Genomic DNA, 17,003 nt, shown 5'->3' with positions numbered 1-17,003 from the left:
TTCCGGAAGCGATGCCGTGATCTATAAAACCCCTGTTTATGGAGAAGAAAATACTAATTGTAGAAGATGAGTTTGTGGTAGCCAATGACCTGCGTCTGATTTTGCAGCGATCTGGATATTTTGTTTGCGGTATCGCAGACTCTGTTTCTGAGGCGATTGAGATAATCAATAAACACGCGCCGTCATTGGTATTACTCGATATTTATTTAAAGGGGAAAGAGACGGGTATTGATCTGGCCAAATTCCTTACTGAGAAAAATATTGGTTTTGTATATCTTTCGGCTAACAGCAACCAGGTGGTGCTCGAGGATGCCAAAGCAACAAAACCATACGGTTTTTTGATTAAGCCATTTAGGGAAAAAGATATACTGATAATGCTAGATATTGCCTACTATCGCCATGCGCATAGCATGGAAGTCAAGTTAAGCCAGCGGCAGGCACTTCAAATCTCTATCATCAACATTTTGTCTGAACAGGTCGCATGGGAAAACCGTCTTCTAAACCTTTCAAAGTTGTTTCAGCCTTATATACCTTTCGATTTTATTGGCCTGGGACTGGAGCGGCAAGTAGCTGATATTTCTATCGCCTGTAGCTTTTTAAGGATTGGCTTCAATGAATACCAGGTAATAAACCTGCCTGACCTCATTAAAATGATGAACCTGAGTGAGGGTGAATATAAAAGGGAACGGGGAGATGTTGTGTATGAGCAATCGGCATTTTATAACGGGGCTGATTTCGAAAACGCTTGCAAGAAATATAGAATTAAAGGCTTATTTGCAAGGTTATTTAAAGTAGAATCAAATCTGATGATGCCATTTACGCTTGGCAACGGAGAAAGATTTCTTATTTCATTTTACAGCAAAAACCCGGACGCCTACCAGGTCGATCATCTTGTGCTGCTGGAAAACCTTCAGCATTCATTCGCGCTTACGCTGGACAGGCAGTTAGCATTGGACGAGGTTGCGAGATTAAGTGAAAAATTAAAAAACGAAAATAAGTACCTGATTGAAGAGGTAAAGACGCGTTCAAATTTTGAAGAGATTATTGGGACGAGCAATAGTTTATTGAAGGTGTTTGACCAGGTGACACAAGTAGCATACCTGGATACGTCTGTATTATTATTGGGTGAAAGCGGAACCGGAAAGGAACTCATAGCGAGAGCCATCCACAATCTATCCCCTCGAAGAGAAAAGGTATTGATAAAGGTTAATTGCGCGGCGCTCCCTTCCAACCTTATAGAAAGTGAATTGTTCGGGCATGAGAAAGGGGCATTTACAGGTGCTATCGACAAACGTATCGGCAAGTTCGAACTCGCTCAGGGTAGTACCATTTTTTTAGATGAGATCGGGGAAATGCCATTAGACTTGCAGGTAAAGTTATTGAGAGTATTACAGGAAAGGGAGATCGAGCGTATAGGAGGAAAACAAACTATTAAAATCGATGTACGTGTTATTGCTGCTACCAATCGGAATTTAGAAAGGGAAATCGCAGAAGGAAGGTTTCGGTTAGACCTTTATTATAGGCTGAATGTATTTCCTTTGACACTTCCGCCGTTGCGAGACCGCAGGGAGGACATTCCGATGCTCGCTAACTTCTTTGCCCAGAAATTCTCTAAAAAGACCGGCAAACCTTTTACTGGGATCAGCAGCACTGCCCTGAAGCAATTGATGCAGTACGACTGGCCCGGGAATATTCGTGAAATGGAGAATATTTTGGAGCAGGCATTTGTGTTAAGTGATGGCAAGAGCGAGTTGGAATTGGGGCGGGTGCTTTACAATACGGCGGGACAAGCGGACAATAATAGCAAATCACAGGCACCTCCAAAGAACTTGGGCGACGTAAGAGAATTGCAACAAGCCACGGAACGGGAATATATTTTGTCTATTCTCAAGCAAACCAATGGCCGCATCCGTGGTGTTGGGGGGGCGGCTGAACTATTGAATATTAAACCTACCACGCTGGAATCGAAGATGGAAAAACTGGGTATTAAGAAGATCCATGCCGTGAAAAAAGAGGACGGGTTGACTTGATCTTCTGGTTCAACGAGACTGAGTAAAGGCAGTGTAAATAAGACCCGGCGTAAAAACCGGGTCTTATTTATTCTCATCGCCGTGTTTTCTAAAGCGTTGCAATGATATTTTTGGATAACCCAACATGCTCAGTGAACGCGAATAGTGCCAGGTTTGATAGATGTCCTATCTCTTGTTTTCCCGTCGTTTGTTTATCATACCCATTGATGAAATTGGCTGCAAGGTCCCTTAGAAATTCGTGGTTGGATAATTGCGCCTGCATAAATTCCTTGTCGAAATCGTTTCCACTTAAGCTTTTAAGCTTATCGAGAAAGTCGATTGCCTTCGGTGCAAGCGGTAAAACGGTGGTGCCGGCATCTTCAAGTACTTTGATAACTGTCTTGGCTTCCATTAGTTCCCATTCGACGAATTGTCTTACACTTTTGTTTGTTGCTTTTAACAGTGCAATTTCACAGGCCCCTTTTGAAAGCTGCGCACGGGGCATTATACCTTCCCTAAATTCTTTCGGTGTCACTGAAGATGACCTTTTTCTGATGCTTTTTTCTTTTTTTACCGGGGTAAACGATTCGAAAACACCAATGGATGATATTGCGGCGGTAATGGCGAGTAGCCCCATTGCAGATTGCTTCAGAAAATCTTTCCTTGTTTGAAATTTACCGTACTCCATTTTATTATATTTACGAGTTCGAAGAATCGATTAAGCATCAGGAAAGGCTTGCCAAGATATTTTTGCACAGCCCCACATGTTCTGTGAAAGCAAATAATGCAAGATTGGCAACATGCCCGATTTCCTCTTTGCCTGTGACTTGTTCATCATATCCATCAATGAATTGCTTAGCGAGGTCTCTGAGAAATTCATGATTCGACAGTTCGGCCTGCATATATGCCTTGTCGAATTCTGCACCGGTTAAGCTTTTCAACTTATTAAGGAAGGCTGCAGCATCCGGAGCGATGGGTGTAGTTTTTGTACCTACGTCTTCCAGTACTTTAATTACGGTAGTAGCCTCCATTAATTCCCAGCCGGCAAATTGTTTAACACTTTCGTTTGTTGTTTTTTCAAGCGCGATTTCGCAGGCTGCCTTGGAAAGCTGTGCCCGTGGCATAATGCCTTCCCGGAGTTGCTTTTCATTTACTTGGGTTGTTGGTGTTAAAACGTTTTGAGTGTTCATAAAAAAATGTTTTGGTTGTTAAATTGAATTGTAAGACAAAGATGCTTTAAGAAGTAACGAAGGTCAATATATCAATTACGGATACACTTGCATATTTAACGGCTTTTTTTGCGCCGACCAGGCAAGAGGCATTTATATTTAGGATAGCGATGAACCTCCGAAAAGACTGGAGGTTTTTTTGTAACCTCCGAAAAAATCGGACTTGTTTTTAAAAAAGGGGGTTAAGCAAATGGGCTCTGTTGTTGTAAACCTGTATTTAACAACGTTGTATATAGAAAATGATCGCAATTATTGAGCTACCTTATTTTGGCATGGATTAAGTAACGCTTATTCCAGACAAATTAATAATTATGGCACTTCCCAGTGATTATTGTGTAACATCTCAGTCATTCAAGTTTAACATTGAAAGGACTGATCAATGGACGGAAAATAGTTATAATGTTAAATGCGGGGAAAAATGTGATGATGACGTATTGCGAATTTTCTGGATAACCAAATGCGAATTTCGTGAGAATGAGGGAAACACGGTTGACAGTAAGAAGAATTTTCTAATTTGCTTTGGGAATAGCAATGATTACCCTTTTAAGGTCGATCTGCCTGCCGAAGGATTTTTTATTTCATTTACCAAAGATTTTCTGAATATAGGGGAGTTAGAACTTGATCTTACGTGTCTGTCGGATTTTCCCCATCTCTTTTCCAGCGCGTCGGTTTTTATTATAGACGATGGATCCGCTGAAGACATAAACGATGTTGTTAACCGAATGCATAAGGAATATAATAGTTGCTTTACCCTTAAGACGGCTATATTAAGACGATATTTCAAGATATTCCTGATTTATCTATCCAGGCATCTGGAATTGCATTGTAAGCCGGTACAACAAACAAGGAATATGGAACTGGTGAAGCAATTTATGCAGGCCATTGAGCAAAATTATCAGGATAAAAGGATGGTGGCAGACTATGCGGATTTATTATTTGTGACGGCCAATTATTTGAACGAAGTTGTGAAAAAAGTCACGGGCTACCCTGCTGGGCATCACATTAGGAGTAGAGTAGTTGTAGAGGCGAAGCGCATGGCGACTTCAACAAATAGCAGCATGAAAGAGATCGCATACAGACTTGGATTTAATGACAGCGCTCATTTTAGTAAATTTTTTAAGTCGACTTCAGGGGATAATTTTTCCGAATTCAAGAAACAGGGAATGAAAGCTTCACTAAATATTCAACTTACTACACAGTTCTTCAAAATCCCGTAAAAAATTCGACATCTCCCCGCTCCTTTCCAGGAAGCCTCTAAGTTAATCGCTTACAGGCTTTTTTCATTCCCTCTATTCCCGTTTACTCCTGCTTAACTAACTGAAGGAATTGGATTGTAAACAGGAACCTACCTGAACAAAATCGATAGAGCCATACGCAATAACGTACGGCTCCTGTGCTTGCCGATGGGGTAGCCAAAGCAAATGAAAGATGCTTACACCATCATTTGTAAAAGGGAGATCCCATCTCACGACTGGCCTCTTCTACAGTATCTCCATCAAAGATTTTCACCGTTAGACTGGCATTTGCATTTTTTGCCTGTTGCGCATACAGTCCGGTGGCAAATTCCCTTGCATTTTCTTCAGAATCGAATTCGTAAAACCCACCAATGGTGTGTGTACCAATGCCTAAAAGCCATGTTTTTGCTACTAATCCTTTTACCTCTTTCAGCTGTTTGTTCACCATACTCCATAACTCTTCGGTAAACTGCGGAACAACTGTTTGAAATTCTCCATAGAGAAAAACCCTTCTGATTGAATTACTCATTGTAATACTTTTTAGCTGTTAAAATGATAAAACAAAAGTAGAAGAGAGATGAGTAGCAAATGTTGTCATATGACAACGTTTCAGAGCTTCGCTTTCAATTTACTCAGAGTGGAATTTGTCATGCCTAAATAAGAAGCCACCGCTTTACTGGAAATCCTTGTCAATAGCATAGGCTCATGTTCCAATACCCATTTCAGTTTATCTATTCCATCCATGCCAAGAAAACTGTAGATCCGCATTTGCGCATGGATAAAGGCAAATTCCATCATCTTATTATAAAACAGCTTAAACGGAGAATATCTTTCGGTCAGGTTAAAAAATGATACTTTGTCAATCACCATGAGTTCAGAAGGCTCATGCGCAATAAGTATATCTCTCGACGGTTTTTGTGTAATTAGGCTTGTAATGGCAGTAATGAAACTATTCTCGAAAGCAAAATAGGCAGTTATCTCGTTCCCTTTCTTATCAATTTCATATAGTCTCAGACAGCCTTTATGAATAAAATAGAAATGCCCACAAATATTTCCTTCCCGCTCTATTATCTCATTGCGGCGAACCTTTATAGGCTTAAAAGCGCTGGCTACTTCTGCTGACTCTTCTTCATCGAGTGTTGTATTCTTTTGGAGAAAATTTTGGAGTGATAAGGTACTCATAGTTGAAAAACGATTTCTTCTGAAAAAACAAAAGAGAATGAACGCGTTCTGATGCAAAATTTCACATAAAAAAGCACCATACGATTGTATTGTGTTTTTTCTGTGCCCTATATCACCTGGTGCTATCTGGCCGTCTCGGGAATATAGATCTTACCGTTATACATATCCATATACCCCTTTTTGCCATCTGGCATTTCCACCAGGTAGGCTGCTGCCTCGTAGTTAGCGCGATATACCCGTTTCAAGACCGGCGGGCTCAATACTTTCCAGTTTGTTTTAATCACACCTTCCTTGCCCGCCACCTGGGGAACATAATAGCCACCTTCATTCCGAATACTATCGTAAATGCAAGGCAGCATCACTTCCCCTTCAGGAGTTACCAGGCCTGTTTTGCCATTTTGCGTAACCTTCAATAGCGCTTTAGGTTGCAGGGTTTCATCATAGTAAAACTTTTCAACGCTGGTATATCCCTTCAACAGAAACTCACTGGCAGGTTTTACCGGCGCACTCAGATAATTCCTCTTTTCGTAAGTAACCCTCCAATCTCCTCCCTGTCCTTTCGCCACATACATACTCATATAACCAATATACGGTTCGTCCGATACCGGAGCATCGTTGAATGTTGCTGCGGCCGTGGGCGCCTGTTGATTTTGGGTTAGTGCAGCAGCATTACCTGGCCTCGACTTACCATCAGCTGTGTAAAATGTAACATTCTCTCCTGCAATGGCATCAAATGTGCCCTGGCTTCTGTATACCAGGTGATCATATTGTACTGGCGCAATCAACGCACCAGTGGCAAGATCCAAAACGCCATATTTATTGCCCTGCCGGATCATACCCTCATAGTAACCGGTGGTAACGAAGCCCACCTCGTCATAGCCCTGTTTACTGATCAGCTGACCGGTAACCATATTCATGAAATACCATTTCTTACCAATGTTTACAGGTAATATAGCCGGTCGGTCATGCCGGCTTTCTCCCCACTTGTTAAATTCAACTCCTGACAGTTCCTTCCCTGTGCTGATATCTACAAGGCGGAATTTGTGCTTCAACCCCGCTGCTGCTGTAAATCCTTTAATAATGAAAATAGAATCATAACGGCAGGGTAATACTGTGGAACCATCGGTGCCTATTGAACCGTATAGGCCTCCCTGCTGTACAATGGCAATCTTATCCCTGAATATCCAGAATTCAGCATCATATTTAGGTGGAACCATCTCCTGGACGCTGTCATTAACAAGTCCCCACTTAGAACCGTTGTAATATGGAAATTTCCTGGACTGTGCAATGCATTGCACAGCTATAAAAGTAAGTAGCAGACAAAAATACTGTTTCATAGATTCGGTTATATAACAGCGTACAATATAGGGAACACATCCCATACTGTTATAACTCCATATAAGCAGGAACAAAAATTAATATCCTGCCAGAATATCCTGCAACAATATGTTCGATAACTGAGGCTCACACTACGAAGAAAGCTTCACAGAAATGTGAAGCTTTCTTATCTGCAGACAGCCTTGCTCATGGCTATCCATATTGCCCGCATGCCGCGGAGCATGTCTCCGTTTATTTAATGGGCCACTTTAATATATCCCCATCCCTCCCGCTGTTTCGTAATTATTTCATAAATGGCATCTGGTACGACTGTTACTCCCGGAATCAATTCACTCGCCTCTTTGTTATTTCGCTTCATAGTCGCTCCACAAACTTTTATACTTACATTTTTATTCTTTAACAGCTCGGTCAGTGCAGGGGTTATTTTTGATTTATCTTTCAACACCATGTCCAATGCCTCACCGTAAACGGCCACCTCCAACTGCGCATCCGGGCTGCCTTTCAGAATACCGTTTATCTGACGCATTACCGTGTTATGATCTTCTACAGATTTACTGGTAATATCAAATACTACCTTGTAATCAGCCTGCGCATATAATGCCAGGCATCCTAGCAAACACCCAATAAGTATGATCAGCTTTTTCATGATCGTATTTTTACTTGAAATGACGAATATTAACCGCCTGTTTATTCATTTAACCCGCATTTTCCTCTTATGCAGTATTGGGCCAAAAGGACCGTATTTATGTTGCTGCTCCGAAAAAGTATCACTAAATGGTCCGAAAGGATGATCTACCGGCTTTGTGCTAATCACTGGCCAGTCTTCCGGAAAGCTTTTGACAGGACGAGGTTGTGAATTTACAAATGCCGCCACGTCCCATGCTTCCTCATCGGTTAATTGTGGTTTCGTATAGTCTGCACCAAACGGCATATTATCTTTTACATACCCGGCAAATCTTGACAGCCTATAAAGGCCGGCGCCCGTATTATATGAGTTCTCTCCCCACAACGGTGGATATTCATAAGTTATATCATCAGCAGATATCTTCCCGGTACCATTCACTCCGTGACACTTACTGCATATTTGCATATATACCTGTTTCCCTTTTGTGGTATCTGCCCTTCTCTCCAGGTAGGCGATTTCTTCTATTCCACTTCCGGGAGGTTTGTATCCTTTTGGTACATCTTTCCCCAGCCATTGTATGTAAACTACAATCGCTCTCATTTCCCGGCTGTTGCTGTCGAGAGGCCTACCATTGAGGCTGCGGATCAAACAATCATTTACCCTTTTTGTAATCGACTCAATGGTACCACTCCTTTCCCTGAATTTCGGGTACGTAGATGCCGTACCGCCATAGTTGTTTCCCCAACATTTGGTGCCCCCATTCAAATGGCAGTTTTGACAATTCATACCATTGCTGATAGCCGCTACCCTTCCCTTTGGGCCCAGGTATAGAGCAGTATGGGCAACAAGCTCCCGGCCATACCGAATCATTGAACCATCAGGTGTATGCGGAATCGTTGCTGTATCGGGAGCTATCCATAACACCGCCGCCGAATTTTTTCCACGTTTAACCGGCCACTGGAAAACCATTTTAATAACAACCAGGATCAATCCCAGCAACACCATGCCTAACACCACCTGGAAGAAAATCTTTTTCATCCTGCAAAGCAGTAGCCACAGCTTCGTTCCTGCGCACGTCCTACGGCCCACACACCAGACGGCACTAATTGGATTCCCGGTAAGATGCCTTCGATCCATTCTTTCTTCACTGCAGCTGCATCAAGCGACATGCTTTGCGCCGCCACTACGCTATACACCGTTATTGCCATATTACATACACAGAATAATACTCCACTGGCCTGCAATTCATTGATGCCGATAGCTACATCGCCAATTCCGGGAACTTTAAAATCTCCGGGTTTAGGCTCCCAGAACGGGTTTCTTACAGCCGGCATTTTAGTAGCCGGATCATCTGCTTTAAACATCTCTCCAAATTTGTACTTGTCCCATAGCTCGCTTTTCATGGCATATGGAATCGCATCATGACGCAATACCACCACTACACAGCATTCCTTCTCAGGCGTACCCGTAGCTGCGTTGGTCAATAAAAACACTTTAGGCCAGGCAAAAGGCAGTATATCGTGCGGACGAACTACATCCAACACCATTTTGTGTTTGCCCTTTATTTTATTCACCCATGCTTCCGGGTTTTCAACACCCATATCCATTTTTTCAGGGGAGAATGCCGCTTGCAGGTTCAGGGGAACAAAAGACGGCATCGTCAACACCGTTGCCCCCGTAATGATTTTTCCAAGAAAATCACGTCGGTTCGTTGCTTCGTTTTCGATATAACTCATATGATTGCTATTTTGGTGAATGCAATATTTACCAATAACACTGCTATGGCTAATAGCAGGCAGTCAATAACTCAAATTAAGGATAGCGGGGATTTCGAGGAACCGGTCAAAATATCGGAGATGCATTTAAGCATCATTTAATACAGCTAATTCGACCACCAATGTTATTATTGCTTAACTGCATTAATTGGGATTACAAGTGCTGCTAATTTAGGGAAATAAAAAAAGTGACTATCGGATAAAAGTGACAAAATTTAAATCCCCCAAGCCTGCTCCAGGCTACTTCGGAAACCAGGATATTCATGAGGTAAACATCCCGCGAAATGCCGGAACTCATTGATAAAGTGGGTTTGGTCACTATACCCAAACCTGTTAGCCAATAAACACCATTGTAGCTTTTTTTCTTTCTCTATATATTCAATCGTTCGCCGGAAACGTACAATGCGGCAAAACGTTTTTAGATGAAGTCCTGTTTGCTCAAGGAAATTTCTTTCTAATGTCCGCTTAGTAAGATAAGCCCCCAATTCCAACTGCCTGATAGTAATATTACCATCCGCTGCATATATCATCCGTATCGTTTCACTCAGGTTTCTCGAATATTTTCTTTCGCTTAACATGCGTCTGATAAGAAACGCCTCCAGGATAGCTACCTGTTGTTCTCCGGTGCTGCACTCCCTTAACTGCTCCCCTAGTTCATACATTTGAGTTCCTTTCATGACAGACAGATCAACACATTTATTAGTGAAGGTGGTTGCCGGAATATGAAATAGTTTAAACCAGGCAGCCGGTTTAAAATTTACCACAAGATTTTTCATACCGGCATAAATACGGCGCTCACAAACAATGTCGTTAGGACCTGTAATACTATTTGACGCTACATACTCCCTATTTGTAATATCATAAATCTTGCCCGGCAGACCTAAATTAAATACCAGGCTTTGGATAAGATGCGGTAGAATGACCATCTTCCGGCCGTCTTCTTCCTGGAAATCACTTTCCAGGATCAGGGAGGAAAATATATAGTCCTGTAACAACCTATGTGGCTGGAAAGATTGCACCTTGAACATATTCAAACGCTTTATAGATACCGGATATCTTAAATATCAAGATATGTTGAACCAGTGGATATAGCTAAAACAACGCTGAATTTATACACAAATATAAGCTTCCTTTAAATCCGGTGATTTTTTCCATATTCCCATAAAACTGAGGGGCTCCTGCTCTTGCTTTACTATCCTGGCCCCCCTCGTATCCAAAGCCTTTTCTTATTGTAGACCCTGAAAGATTGAAAATATTCTGGATTTTTTAAATTTCCTGTCACGTTTTCACCCCCTCATCCCTCTTTATATCGTAACAACATAAACTATTAAATCACTCCTTAAAAAGGCCAATATGTTAAACAAGATAGAACAAGCCATCACCAACTTTGTAAAGGGCGGCGACAACAGCGATGTAGCATTATTAGACAAAGTATTGCATAAGGACTTCCGGGTCACCAACAATGGTTTTATGGGAATACCAGGCGTAACCGTTATCGGTAAAGAAAAATACCTGCAAAATATACGGGATGGCATCTTCGGCGGCTTGCCCAGAAAAATGGAGATCGAGGCGATAGAAGAAAATGGCACCATTGCTATGGTGAAACTACGCCTGGAAAGTTCTGAAAACTATTTTGTTTCCTATAATTCACTGGTGCTGGATACAGATAACGAATGGCGGCTTGTTAACAACCTGGCAGTCGTGGAGGCAAAAAATAAAGCGTAAGATTTCACGTGGCAGGAGTTTTCAACAAGGCTAAAGCCAGGCTCCTGCCATTCGTACCTCTAAAAAAGGTTATCGTTTTACCAGGTATCCACCATATATCTTTCAGGTCCGGTGTATTGTATTAAATCTCTTATATTAGCGAGAGATTTGTATGACAATGGCCATGAGTAAACAAGTAAACAACCCTTTCATTCTTGCCCTTAAAGCCTACAATCTTACCGTAGAAATTCATCACCATTCTGCATATCAGATTGTATTATCAAATGACGCCCCTTTTACGTCAACTATTGATGGGCAGCTATACGAACACATTCACGGCTTTCTGATTAAACCACACGTCCGGCATTATTGCGTTGCTGAAAAAGGAAGTTTGAACGTTTTGAATATAGAGCCATATTCACATATTGGCTTGAAGCTATCAGGTATGTTCCCGGAAAATAAGGATCATATTGTTTTCAACTCCTCTCCGGACGCTGGTAATTTTTTCCAGACAGGTAACGATACTTTTGATGTTTACATGCTTATAAAATCTCTGCTAGCTAATCTGCCAACAGCCCACTACGATGAAAGAGTAATAAAAATAGTAGAATACATAAACACCAATTACTACAAACAGGATATTACACCTCAAACTTTTGCAAACATTGTCTTTCTCTCCCCTTCCCGTTTGGCTGCTTTGTTCAAAGCACAAACAGGGAGTAGCTTGTCTAAATACCTATTATGGACAAGGTTACGACAAGTCACTTATCTTACCCTAACAGAAAAAGAAAGAAGCCTTACAGATATTGCTTATGATACCGGTTTTTATGATTTACCCCAACTGAACAAGTATATGTATGAAATGTTTGGCATGCCCCCCAAGGCTTTAAAGCATAATAGTGATTTGATACAAGTTTATTAATCCGGCTTTTTTCAGTTTTGTGCTATCGTTTTAAACAGTTAAAAAATAGCACATTGAAAGCAATAGCGTATCAAAAGTTTGGAAACCTGGATGTTTTGCAAACTGTAAATGTATCAAAGCCCATTGTTCAATCAAACCAGGTATTAGTTAAAGTAAAAGCCGTTTCTATTAATCCAATGGATTGGAAAATTAGAAAGGGTGAAATGAAACTAATGTCTGGCTCAAAATTCCCTAAAAATACCGGGGTAGATTTTTCCGGCATCGTTGAAGACACTGGTTCTACTGTCACCGACTTCAAAAAAGGCGATGAAGTTTTTGGGATAGTAAAAAATATGATGAAAGACGGTGCCCTGGCAGAATATGTTGCCGTACCATCCTCATTCATCTGGAAAAAACCAGCTCAAATCAGTTTTGCCCAGGCGGCAGCCATTCCGGTAGTGGGCATCGCGGCAGCAACTGCGTTGAAAAAAATGGGTAACATCAGTGCCCAATCAAAAATACTTATAAATGGTGCGACTGGCGGCTTCGGTATGTTTTTATTGCAATTACTACGGCAAAAAGGAGCTGACGTAACGGCTGTTGTCAGCCCAAAAGCAATGGCCCATGCGCAAAAATGGGGCGCAAATTCAGTAGTAGATTACACAAAGCAGCCAGTGCTTTCACAAAAAAACACCTATGATATTGTAGTTGACTTATCAGGTAAAATGAGGTACACAAATGCCAAGCAAATAATGAAGTCCCGAGCTTTATTTTTAAACACCACGCCAAGGCCCATTGAAATACCTACGTCCCTTTTCGAAAATCTGTTCACTGGTAAAAAGCACATTGTAATACTCTCCAGCCCATCTGCAAGTAATATGGACATGTTGCTAAATGCCATCAATGACGGGCTCCAAATTGAAATAAACAAAGTTTTTTCTTTTACTCAATTCAAAGAAGCATACCAGTATGCAGAACAGGGCGGTTACGTTGGTAAGGTAGCCTTAGAAATTAACTAAGCACCTATCCCCGATTGCGATTAAATACAACACCCTCCAAAAAACGATGAGGCAACCTCATTATAAGGAGTCAAACAATTTCACTCACAATTTCAAAGAAATAAAAATGAACAAAATATTAAAATTATACTTTTTAAGTCTGCTCCTGTTGAACATGTCCACTGTAAATGCACAAAGCATTCCTGACAGCACCATGGAAAAAATTAACGGCTTTAGGGCTTTCTATGAAACGCTGGGTAAAGCGTATCCTGTTGACAGCAGCATTTCAGAAAGTGTAACAACAATTGCAGGAATAAAAAGTTACTGGTTTAATCAAAACCTGCTATCTCAAAAAAACATTGTTATTTATTTACACGGCGGGATATACACTTATGGTAATATAAATGCTTACCGTGCTATGTTAACCCACCTGGCCAGATCTTTAGACTTACCTATTTTATATGTTGAATATTCTTTATCTCCAGAGCAGCCGTTCCCCGTTGCCAACAATGAAATATTAAAGGTATATCGTGAAATAAAAAAGAAATACCCTGGCCATAAAATTACAATCATCGGCGACAGTGCGGGTGGGGGTTTAGCGATAACATTAGTAAATGATGCCCAGAAAGCTAATCTGCCAATACCGGCCTCGTTGGCACTCATATCACCCTGGATTGATTTGAAGTGCGTTAACAAGTCCTATACAACAAAGCAGGCAGTTGACCCAATTCTAAGTAAAGACTTCTTATATAACCATGCCCTATTATATGCGGGTAATAAATTAAAAGAAGCAGACCCCAGTGAAATACATTTTAAATCGTTTCCACCTGTGCTATTGCTGGTTGGTACTGATGAGATATTAAATGATGACACAAAAAACTTTTACGCCTACATCAAACCTATCCAGGCACATGCTAAAATGAAAGAGTTTGCTGGCCAGAAACACGTCTGGTTGTTTTCACAGATTAGTTCTCCAGCATCTGTGGAAGCAATAAAGGATATTAAAGCGTTTCTTCTTTCAAATGAGTAATATCCCCTAACGTGCCGGAGGCCATTACATATTATGTTGTTTTTATGAATGCCTTTTAGAGGCATTCATAAAAACAACATAAACTTCTGGTTATAAGAAACGTTGTAAAATAAAGATGGGAACTAATTGATCATCTTGCTCTTAAAATACACAAAATGGTAAAGTATCGCCTGCTTCCAATACGCAGCGTCATGATTGCCCGGTTGTTTGATATAAGTGATGGGAATCTTCATACTATCTGCTACCATTTTCAACTCCAATGTACTGGGATACAAAATATCTTCTGTGCCGCAATCAATAATAAACGGCTTTATCTCCTTTTTTTGACTTTTGAGCAAATTAGTAATGCTGTATTGGTGCCAGTCGTTTGTTCCCGGATTACCCAATATACTGGTGAGATCATTGGTAACCCTGTTGTTATTAAAAAAATGTATGCTGGCCTGTTGCAAAATCTCTGCATCAACAATGAGTCCTCCGCTGGTGCTCCCCGCTGTATTAAAGTAATCCTGTTGTTGGATAAAATATCGTAATGCGCCATAACCACCCATGCTCAACCCGGAGATGAAAATATTCCGGCTGTCTATTTTGAATGCTGCATGAACTTTGGGTACCAGTTCTTTAAAAAAGAAATCTTCCATTTGTGAGCCCTTTTGATAGGGGCTGTTTACATACCAGGATACAAATCCGTCTGGCATCACAATGATCATCTGATATTGGTCGGCCAGCTTCTGACAATCCACCATGCTGGCCCACTGACTATAATTTTCGCTATAGCCATGTAATAGGTAGGTCAACGGATACGCTTTCTTTGCGTCATAGTCTGCGGGTTTAAATACCAGTACTGTATCTGGCCTGGTGAGATGAACGGACTTGATAACCCACTGTTGCTGTGCACTTGCCTTGTATAATATCAGCGTAAAAACTACGATAGCGGTTATTTTAATTGCTGTTTTCATTTTACATTTGAGTTTGATAGTGCAAAAAACAGGAAGTTTTGGGATCCTGTCAATAACGCTCAAAATTGTGAGTAAGATGAAAAAAGAAACATCCAGCAATAGCCTGAACGAGCAGTTCCTGTTCCAAAGCTGCGAGTTGAATTCTGCTTTAAAGGTGATCAGCGGTCGGTGGAAGGCGCAGATCGTGTACTCTATCTGGTCCGGAAATGATCGGTTTAGTTTACTAAAACAGGAGCTCTCCGCTATTTCTGAACAAGTGCTAAGCCGGCAACTGAAAGAACTGGAAACACAGGCCATATTAGTCAAAATCCCTATTCCTGAAACAGTACCTGCCGGTATCAGTTATCGCTTAACAAGTAAAGGAATTGAACTTGTACCCATTTTACAAGCGCTGTGCAACTGGGGTAAACAGTATCCTGAGGAAAATTGCATTCCACTTTCTGCATGCGTAACGGGCTAACAGTCACGGGCATACTAATATACATCATTTGTAGCCCCATTGTGGCCGGCATGATTTTTTCGCCACCAAAATCATGGCAGGAAAGATACATATCGGCACTTCGGGATGGAGTTACAAACACTGGCGTTTGCGGTTCTACCCCATCGAATTAACACCTACCGATTATCTCGGTTACTACCGGCAGTTCTTTTCTACCACAGAAATCAATACCAGCTTCTATCATCTCCCCAGACCTCAAACAGTGGCCCATTGGGTAGAAACCGCAAAGAAGGGGTTCCACTTTTGTCCAAAAATAAGTCGGTATATTACCCACATCAAAAAGCTCAATGATCCGGAAGAGTCACTGCCTAAATTTTTTGATGTTTTCGATCCCTTCCATAAAAAGCTGGGGCCAGTGTTAATTCAATTACCACCGAGCCTCTCCTTCGATGAAGAAAAAGCAAAACACTTTTTTACAGTACTAAAACAATACAAGGGATATCATTATGCACTGGAAGCCCGGCATAAAAGCTGGTTTGAAGACGTGCCGCTGGCCCTGCTCCGCAAGCATAAAATCGCTTTTGTAATTGCAGAAGCCGGAAAAAGATGGCCTACCGCCTCCGCAGTGACGCACAAACATATTTATATCCGATTCCATGGGGAGGAGGGATTTGACTCTTCTTATTCAGATAAAACATTAAAAGCCTATGCAAAGAAAATATTGCACTGGCAGGAAACGGGACACAATATCTGGGCATTCTTCAATAACGATGGCAATGCTAATGCAATTAACAACGCCTTACGGCTAATGGAGCTAACATCAGCCTAAGTAGGTACCAATCGCTTTAATGAGTTTCTTATCCGCAATACTATCCATTCTCCATCCACTCTTCATCCGGCGTAAAATGCCCATATTTTCATCATTTAGGGTAATTTCATACTCTTCACAGTGATTCTTTTCATCACACGTTTCGGGAATAGGTATGGCTTCTCCTTTGTAACGCACATCCTGATACGTAATATCAATAGGAATAGGAGCACTTTTTAACTGTGTTATCATTTGCTGCAAAAACCCGATTAAATGCTTCCGTTGCGTACCGGCTGTGGCACTCCATTTATTTTTACCGGCCCGCTTATGTGCCAGCTTGAATTTGAGTCCCGACATAGTGGTACTATAATCATCTTCATTCAATTTAAAAACGTTCTGATGCGCCAGTATATACCAATGATAGCCTGTTCCTACCGGCACGCCGGATCCTTCCGGCGCGTGCCCGGCTCTGCGCTTTGTTACAGCATAAAACAACTCCCACAAGTCCGGCGTTATCTTGGTTTCTCTCCATACGCCGGGATCGTAGTTCCATTTATGGCTACGCCCTACTTTCATTCCCGTATAATGCTTTCCTTCAAATTCTTTGAATTCGTTGTAGCTATTAAAGGAAGGCTTTGCTGCTTTTTTAGGGCGGGCTACTTTAGGCGAGCCTGGTTTGCTCTTTTTGGCAGTACCTGTTTTAACACTGTTGATACTAGCCATGGATGAGGGTTTTGGTGATAAACACTACATCCTCATATTCCATGCCATAGC

At 41.4% G+C, this 17,003-nt stretch carries 19 protein-coding genes; 8 read left to right on the top strand and 11 right to left on the bottom strand.

Features of this window, described 5'->3' with window-relative positions; all coding sequences use genetic code 11:
• The first annotated feature begins 38 nt into the window (after nucleotides 1–38).
• A complete protein-coding gene (locus J7623_RS00565; RefSeq protein ID WP_291915963.1) occupies nucleotides 39–2,030 on the top strand; it encodes a sigma 54-interacting response regulator in 1,992 nt (663 codons plus the stop codon).
• Between the two features lie 88 nt (nucleotides 2,031–2,118).
• Here J7623_RS00565 and J7623_RS00560 read toward each other — a convergent pair whose 3' ends face one another.
• Entirely contained in the window at nucleotides 2,119–2,697 is a 579-nt protein-coding gene (locus tag J7623_RS00560; protein WP_291915960.1) for a DUF4142 domain-containing protein, read from the bottom strand.
• A gap of 37 nt (nucleotides 2,698–2,734) precedes the next feature.
• On the bottom strand, nucleotides 2,735–3,199 hold the full coding sequence (locus J7623_RS00555) for a DUF4142 domain-containing protein (RefSeq protein ID WP_291915958.1): 465 nt from the start codon (nucleotides 3,197–3,199) through the stop codon (nucleotides 2,735–2,737).
• A 350-nt stretch (nucleotides 3,200–3,549) separates the two neighbouring features.
• Between J7623_RS00555 and J7623_RS00550 the strand changes: the two genes are divergently transcribed.
• Nucleotides 3,550–4,455: an AraC family transcriptional regulator gene (locus J7623_RS00550; RefSeq protein ID WP_291915956.1), complete on the top strand. Its 906-nt coding sequence runs from the start codon at nucleotides 3,550–3,552 to the stop codon at nucleotides 4,453–4,455.
• Between the two features lie 223 nt (nucleotides 4,456–4,678).
• Here J7623_RS00550 and J7623_RS00545 read toward each other — a convergent pair whose 3' ends face one another.
• From J7623_RS00545 to J7623_RS00515, 7 genes are all read right to left on the bottom strand, one after another.
• The gene (locus J7623_RS00545) at nucleotides 4,679–5,002 is read right to left on the bottom strand and encodes a YdhR family protein (RefSeq protein WP_291915954.1); all 324 of its coding nucleotides are present in this window, start codon (nucleotides 5,000–5,002) and stop codon (nucleotides 4,679–4,681) included.
• Between the two features lie 80 nt (nucleotides 5,003–5,082).
• On the bottom strand, nucleotides 5,083–5,655 hold the full coding sequence (locus J7623_RS00540; protein WP_291915952.1) for a Crp/Fnr family transcriptional regulator: 573 nt from the start codon (nucleotides 5,653–5,655) through the stop codon (nucleotides 5,083–5,085).
• Between the two features lie 122 nt (nucleotides 5,656–5,777).
• A complete protein-coding gene (locus J7623_RS00535; protein ID WP_291915949.1) occupies nucleotides 5,778–6,992 on the bottom strand; it encodes a WG repeat-containing protein in 1,215 nt (404 codons plus the stop codon).
• A gap of 236 nt (nucleotides 6,993–7,228) precedes the next feature.
• Complete coding sequence (locus tag J7623_RS00530; protein ID WP_291915947.1) at nucleotides 7,229–7,639, bottom strand: DsrE family protein; 411 nt, start codon at nucleotides 7,637–7,639, stop codon at nucleotides 7,229–7,231.
• Between the two features lie 45 nt (nucleotides 7,640–7,684).
• Nucleotides 7,685–8,656 (bottom strand): c-type cytochrome, encoded by a 972-nt coding sequence (locus J7623_RS00525; RefSeq protein ID WP_291915944.1) that lies wholly within the window; start codon nucleotides 8,654–8,656, stop codon nucleotides 7,685–7,687.
• On the bottom strand, nucleotides 8,653–9,354 hold the full coding sequence (locus tag J7623_RS00520) for a hypothetical protein (protein ID WP_291915942.1): 702 nt from the start codon (nucleotides 9,352–9,354) through the stop codon (nucleotides 8,653–8,655). Before J7623_RS00520 ends, J7623_RS00525 begins: the two co-directional genes overlap by 4 nt.
• A gap of 254 nt (nucleotides 9,355–9,608) precedes the next feature.
• Nucleotides 9,609–10,421: a helix-turn-helix domain-containing protein gene (locus J7623_RS00515; RefSeq protein WP_291915939.1), complete on the bottom strand. Its 813-nt coding sequence runs from the start codon at nucleotides 10,419–10,421 to the stop codon at nucleotides 9,609–9,611.
• Between the two features lie 325 nt (nucleotides 10,422–10,746).
• Here J7623_RS00515 and J7623_RS00510 point away from each other — a divergent pair, with 325 nt between their 5' ends.
• From J7623_RS00510 to J7623_RS00495, 4 genes are all read left to right on the top strand, one after another.
• Nucleotides 10,747–11,118, top strand: coding sequence for a nuclear transport factor 2 family protein (locus J7623_RS00510; RefSeq protein WP_291915937.1), 372 nt, complete (start codon nucleotides 10,747–10,749; stop codon nucleotides 11,116–11,118).
• Nucleotides 11,119–11,281: 163 nt separating this feature from the next.
• Nucleotides 11,282–12,019: an AraC family transcriptional regulator gene (locus J7623_RS00505; RefSeq protein WP_291915935.1), complete on the top strand. Its 738-nt coding sequence runs from the start codon at nucleotides 11,282–11,284 to the stop codon at nucleotides 12,017–12,019.
• Between the two features lie 53 nt (nucleotides 12,020–12,072).
• Nucleotides 12,073–13,017, top strand: coding sequence for an NADP-dependent oxidoreductase (locus J7623_RS00500; RefSeq protein ID WP_291915931.1), 945 nt, complete (start codon nucleotides 12,073–12,075; stop codon nucleotides 13,015–13,017).
• A 106-nt stretch (nucleotides 13,018–13,123) separates the two neighbouring features.
• Entirely contained in the window at nucleotides 13,124–14,026 is a 903-nt protein-coding gene (locus tag J7623_RS00495; protein WP_291915929.1) for an alpha/beta hydrolase, read from the top strand.
• A 122-nt stretch (nucleotides 14,027–14,148) separates the two neighbouring features.
• Here J7623_RS00495 and J7623_RS00490 read toward each other — a convergent pair whose 3' ends face one another.
• A complete protein-coding gene (locus J7623_RS00490) occupies nucleotides 14,149–14,982 on the bottom strand; it encodes an alpha/beta hydrolase-fold protein (RefSeq protein WP_291915927.1) in 834 nt (277 codons plus the stop codon).
• Nucleotides 14,983–15,058: 76 nt separating this feature from the next.
• Between J7623_RS00490 and J7623_RS00485 the strand changes: the two genes are divergently transcribed.
• Both J7623_RS00485 and J7623_RS00480 read left to right on the top strand, forming a co-directional pair.
• Nucleotides 15,059–15,442 carry a helix-turn-helix domain-containing protein gene (locus J7623_RS00485; RefSeq protein WP_291915924.1) on the top strand — a complete coding sequence of 128 codons (384 nt, stop codon included), beginning with the start codon at nucleotides 15,059–15,061 and terminating at the stop codon, nucleotides 15,440–15,442.
• Nucleotides 15,443–15,515: 73 nt separating this feature from the next.
• Entirely contained in the window at nucleotides 15,516–16,250 is a 735-nt protein-coding gene (locus tag J7623_RS00480) for a DUF72 domain-containing protein (RefSeq protein WP_291915922.1), read from the top strand.
• Here J7623_RS00480 and J7623_RS00475 read toward each other — a convergent pair.
• Nucleotides 16,242–16,952, bottom strand: coding sequence for a hypothetical protein (locus tag J7623_RS00475; protein ID WP_291915920.1), 711 nt, complete (start codon nucleotides 16,950–16,952; stop codon nucleotides 16,242–16,244). The two genes, J7623_RS00480 and J7623_RS00475, sit on opposite strands and share 9 nt — an antisense overlap.
• Nucleotides 16,953–17,003 lie beyond the last annotated feature (51 nt).

The sequence above is a fragment of the Chitinophaga sp. genome, from assembly GCF_017745275.1.
Lineage (GTDB): Bacteria > Bacteroidota > Bacteroidia > Chitinophagales > Chitinophagaceae > Chitinophaga.
This window is presented reverse-complemented; position numbering and strand designations above follow the sequence as displayed.

Bases quoted from the DNA above. Each gene is read 5' to 3' on its own strand.
- J7623_RS00490 (WP_291915927.1), bottom strand. From the start codon at position 14,982: ATGAAAACAGCAATTAAAATAACCGCTATCGTAGTTTTTACGCTGATA.
- J7623_RS00540 (WP_291915952.1), bottom strand. From the start codon at position 5,655: ATGAGTACCTTATCACTCCAAAATTTTCTCCAAAAGAATACAACACTC.
- J7623_RS00495 (WP_291915929.1), top strand. From the start codon at position 13,124: ATGAACAAAATATTAAAATTATACTTTTTAAGTCTGCTCCTGTTGAAC.
- J7623_RS00515 (WP_291915939.1), bottom strand. From the start codon at position 10,421: ATGTTCAAGGTGCAATCTTTCCAGCCACATAGGTTGTTACAGGACTAT.
- J7623_RS00565 (WP_291915963.1), top strand. From the start codon at position 39: ATGGAGAAGAAAATACTAATTGTAGAAGATGAGTTTGTGGTAGCCAAT.
- J7623_RS00475 (WP_291915920.1), bottom strand. From the start codon at position 16,952: ATGGCTAGTATCAACAGTGTTAAAACAGGTACTGCCAAAAAGAGCAAA.
- J7623_RS00560 (WP_291915960.1), bottom strand. From the start codon at position 2,697: ATGGAGTACGGTAAATTTCAAACAAGGAAAGATTTTCTGAAGCAATCT.
- J7623_RS00550 (WP_291915956.1), top strand. From the start codon at position 3,550: ATGGCACTTCCCAGTGATTATTGTGTAACATCTCAGTCATTCAAGTTT.
- J7623_RS00555 (WP_291915958.1), bottom strand. From the start codon at position 3,199: ATGAACACTCAAAACGTTTTAACACCAACAACCCAAGTAAATGAAAAG.
- J7623_RS00485 (WP_291915924.1), top strand. From the start codon at position 15,059: ATGAAAAAAGAAACATCCAGCAATAGCCTGAACGAGCAGTTCCTGTTC.
- J7623_RS00480 (WP_291915922.1), top strand. From the start codon at position 15,516: ATGGCAGGAAAGATACATATCGGCACTTCGGGATGGAGTTACAAACAC.
- J7623_RS00525 (WP_291915944.1), bottom strand. From the start codon at position 8,656: ATGAAAAAGATTTTCTTCCAGGTGGTGTTAGGCATGGTGTTGCTGGGA.
- J7623_RS00505 (WP_291915935.1), top strand. From the start codon at position 11,282: ATGAGTAAACAAGTAAACAACCCTTTCATTCTTGCCCTTAAAGCCTAC.
- J7623_RS00535 (WP_291915949.1), bottom strand. From the start codon at position 6,992: ATGAAACAGTATTTTTGTCTGCTACTTACTTTTATAGCTGTGCAATGC.
- J7623_RS00510 (WP_291915937.1), top strand. From the start codon at position 10,747: ATGTTAAACAAGATAGAACAAGCCATCACCAACTTTGTAAAGGGCGGC.
- J7623_RS00545 (WP_291915954.1), bottom strand. From the start codon at position 5,002: ATGAGTAATTCAATCAGAAGGGTTTTTCTCTATGGAGAATTTCAAACA.
- J7623_RS00530 (WP_291915947.1), bottom strand. From the start codon at position 7,639: ATGAAAAAGCTGATCATACTTATTGGGTGTTTGCTAGGATGCCTGGCA.
- J7623_RS00520 (WP_291915942.1), bottom strand. From the start codon at position 9,354: ATGAGTTATATCGAAAACGAAGCAACGAACCGACGTGATTTTCTTGGA.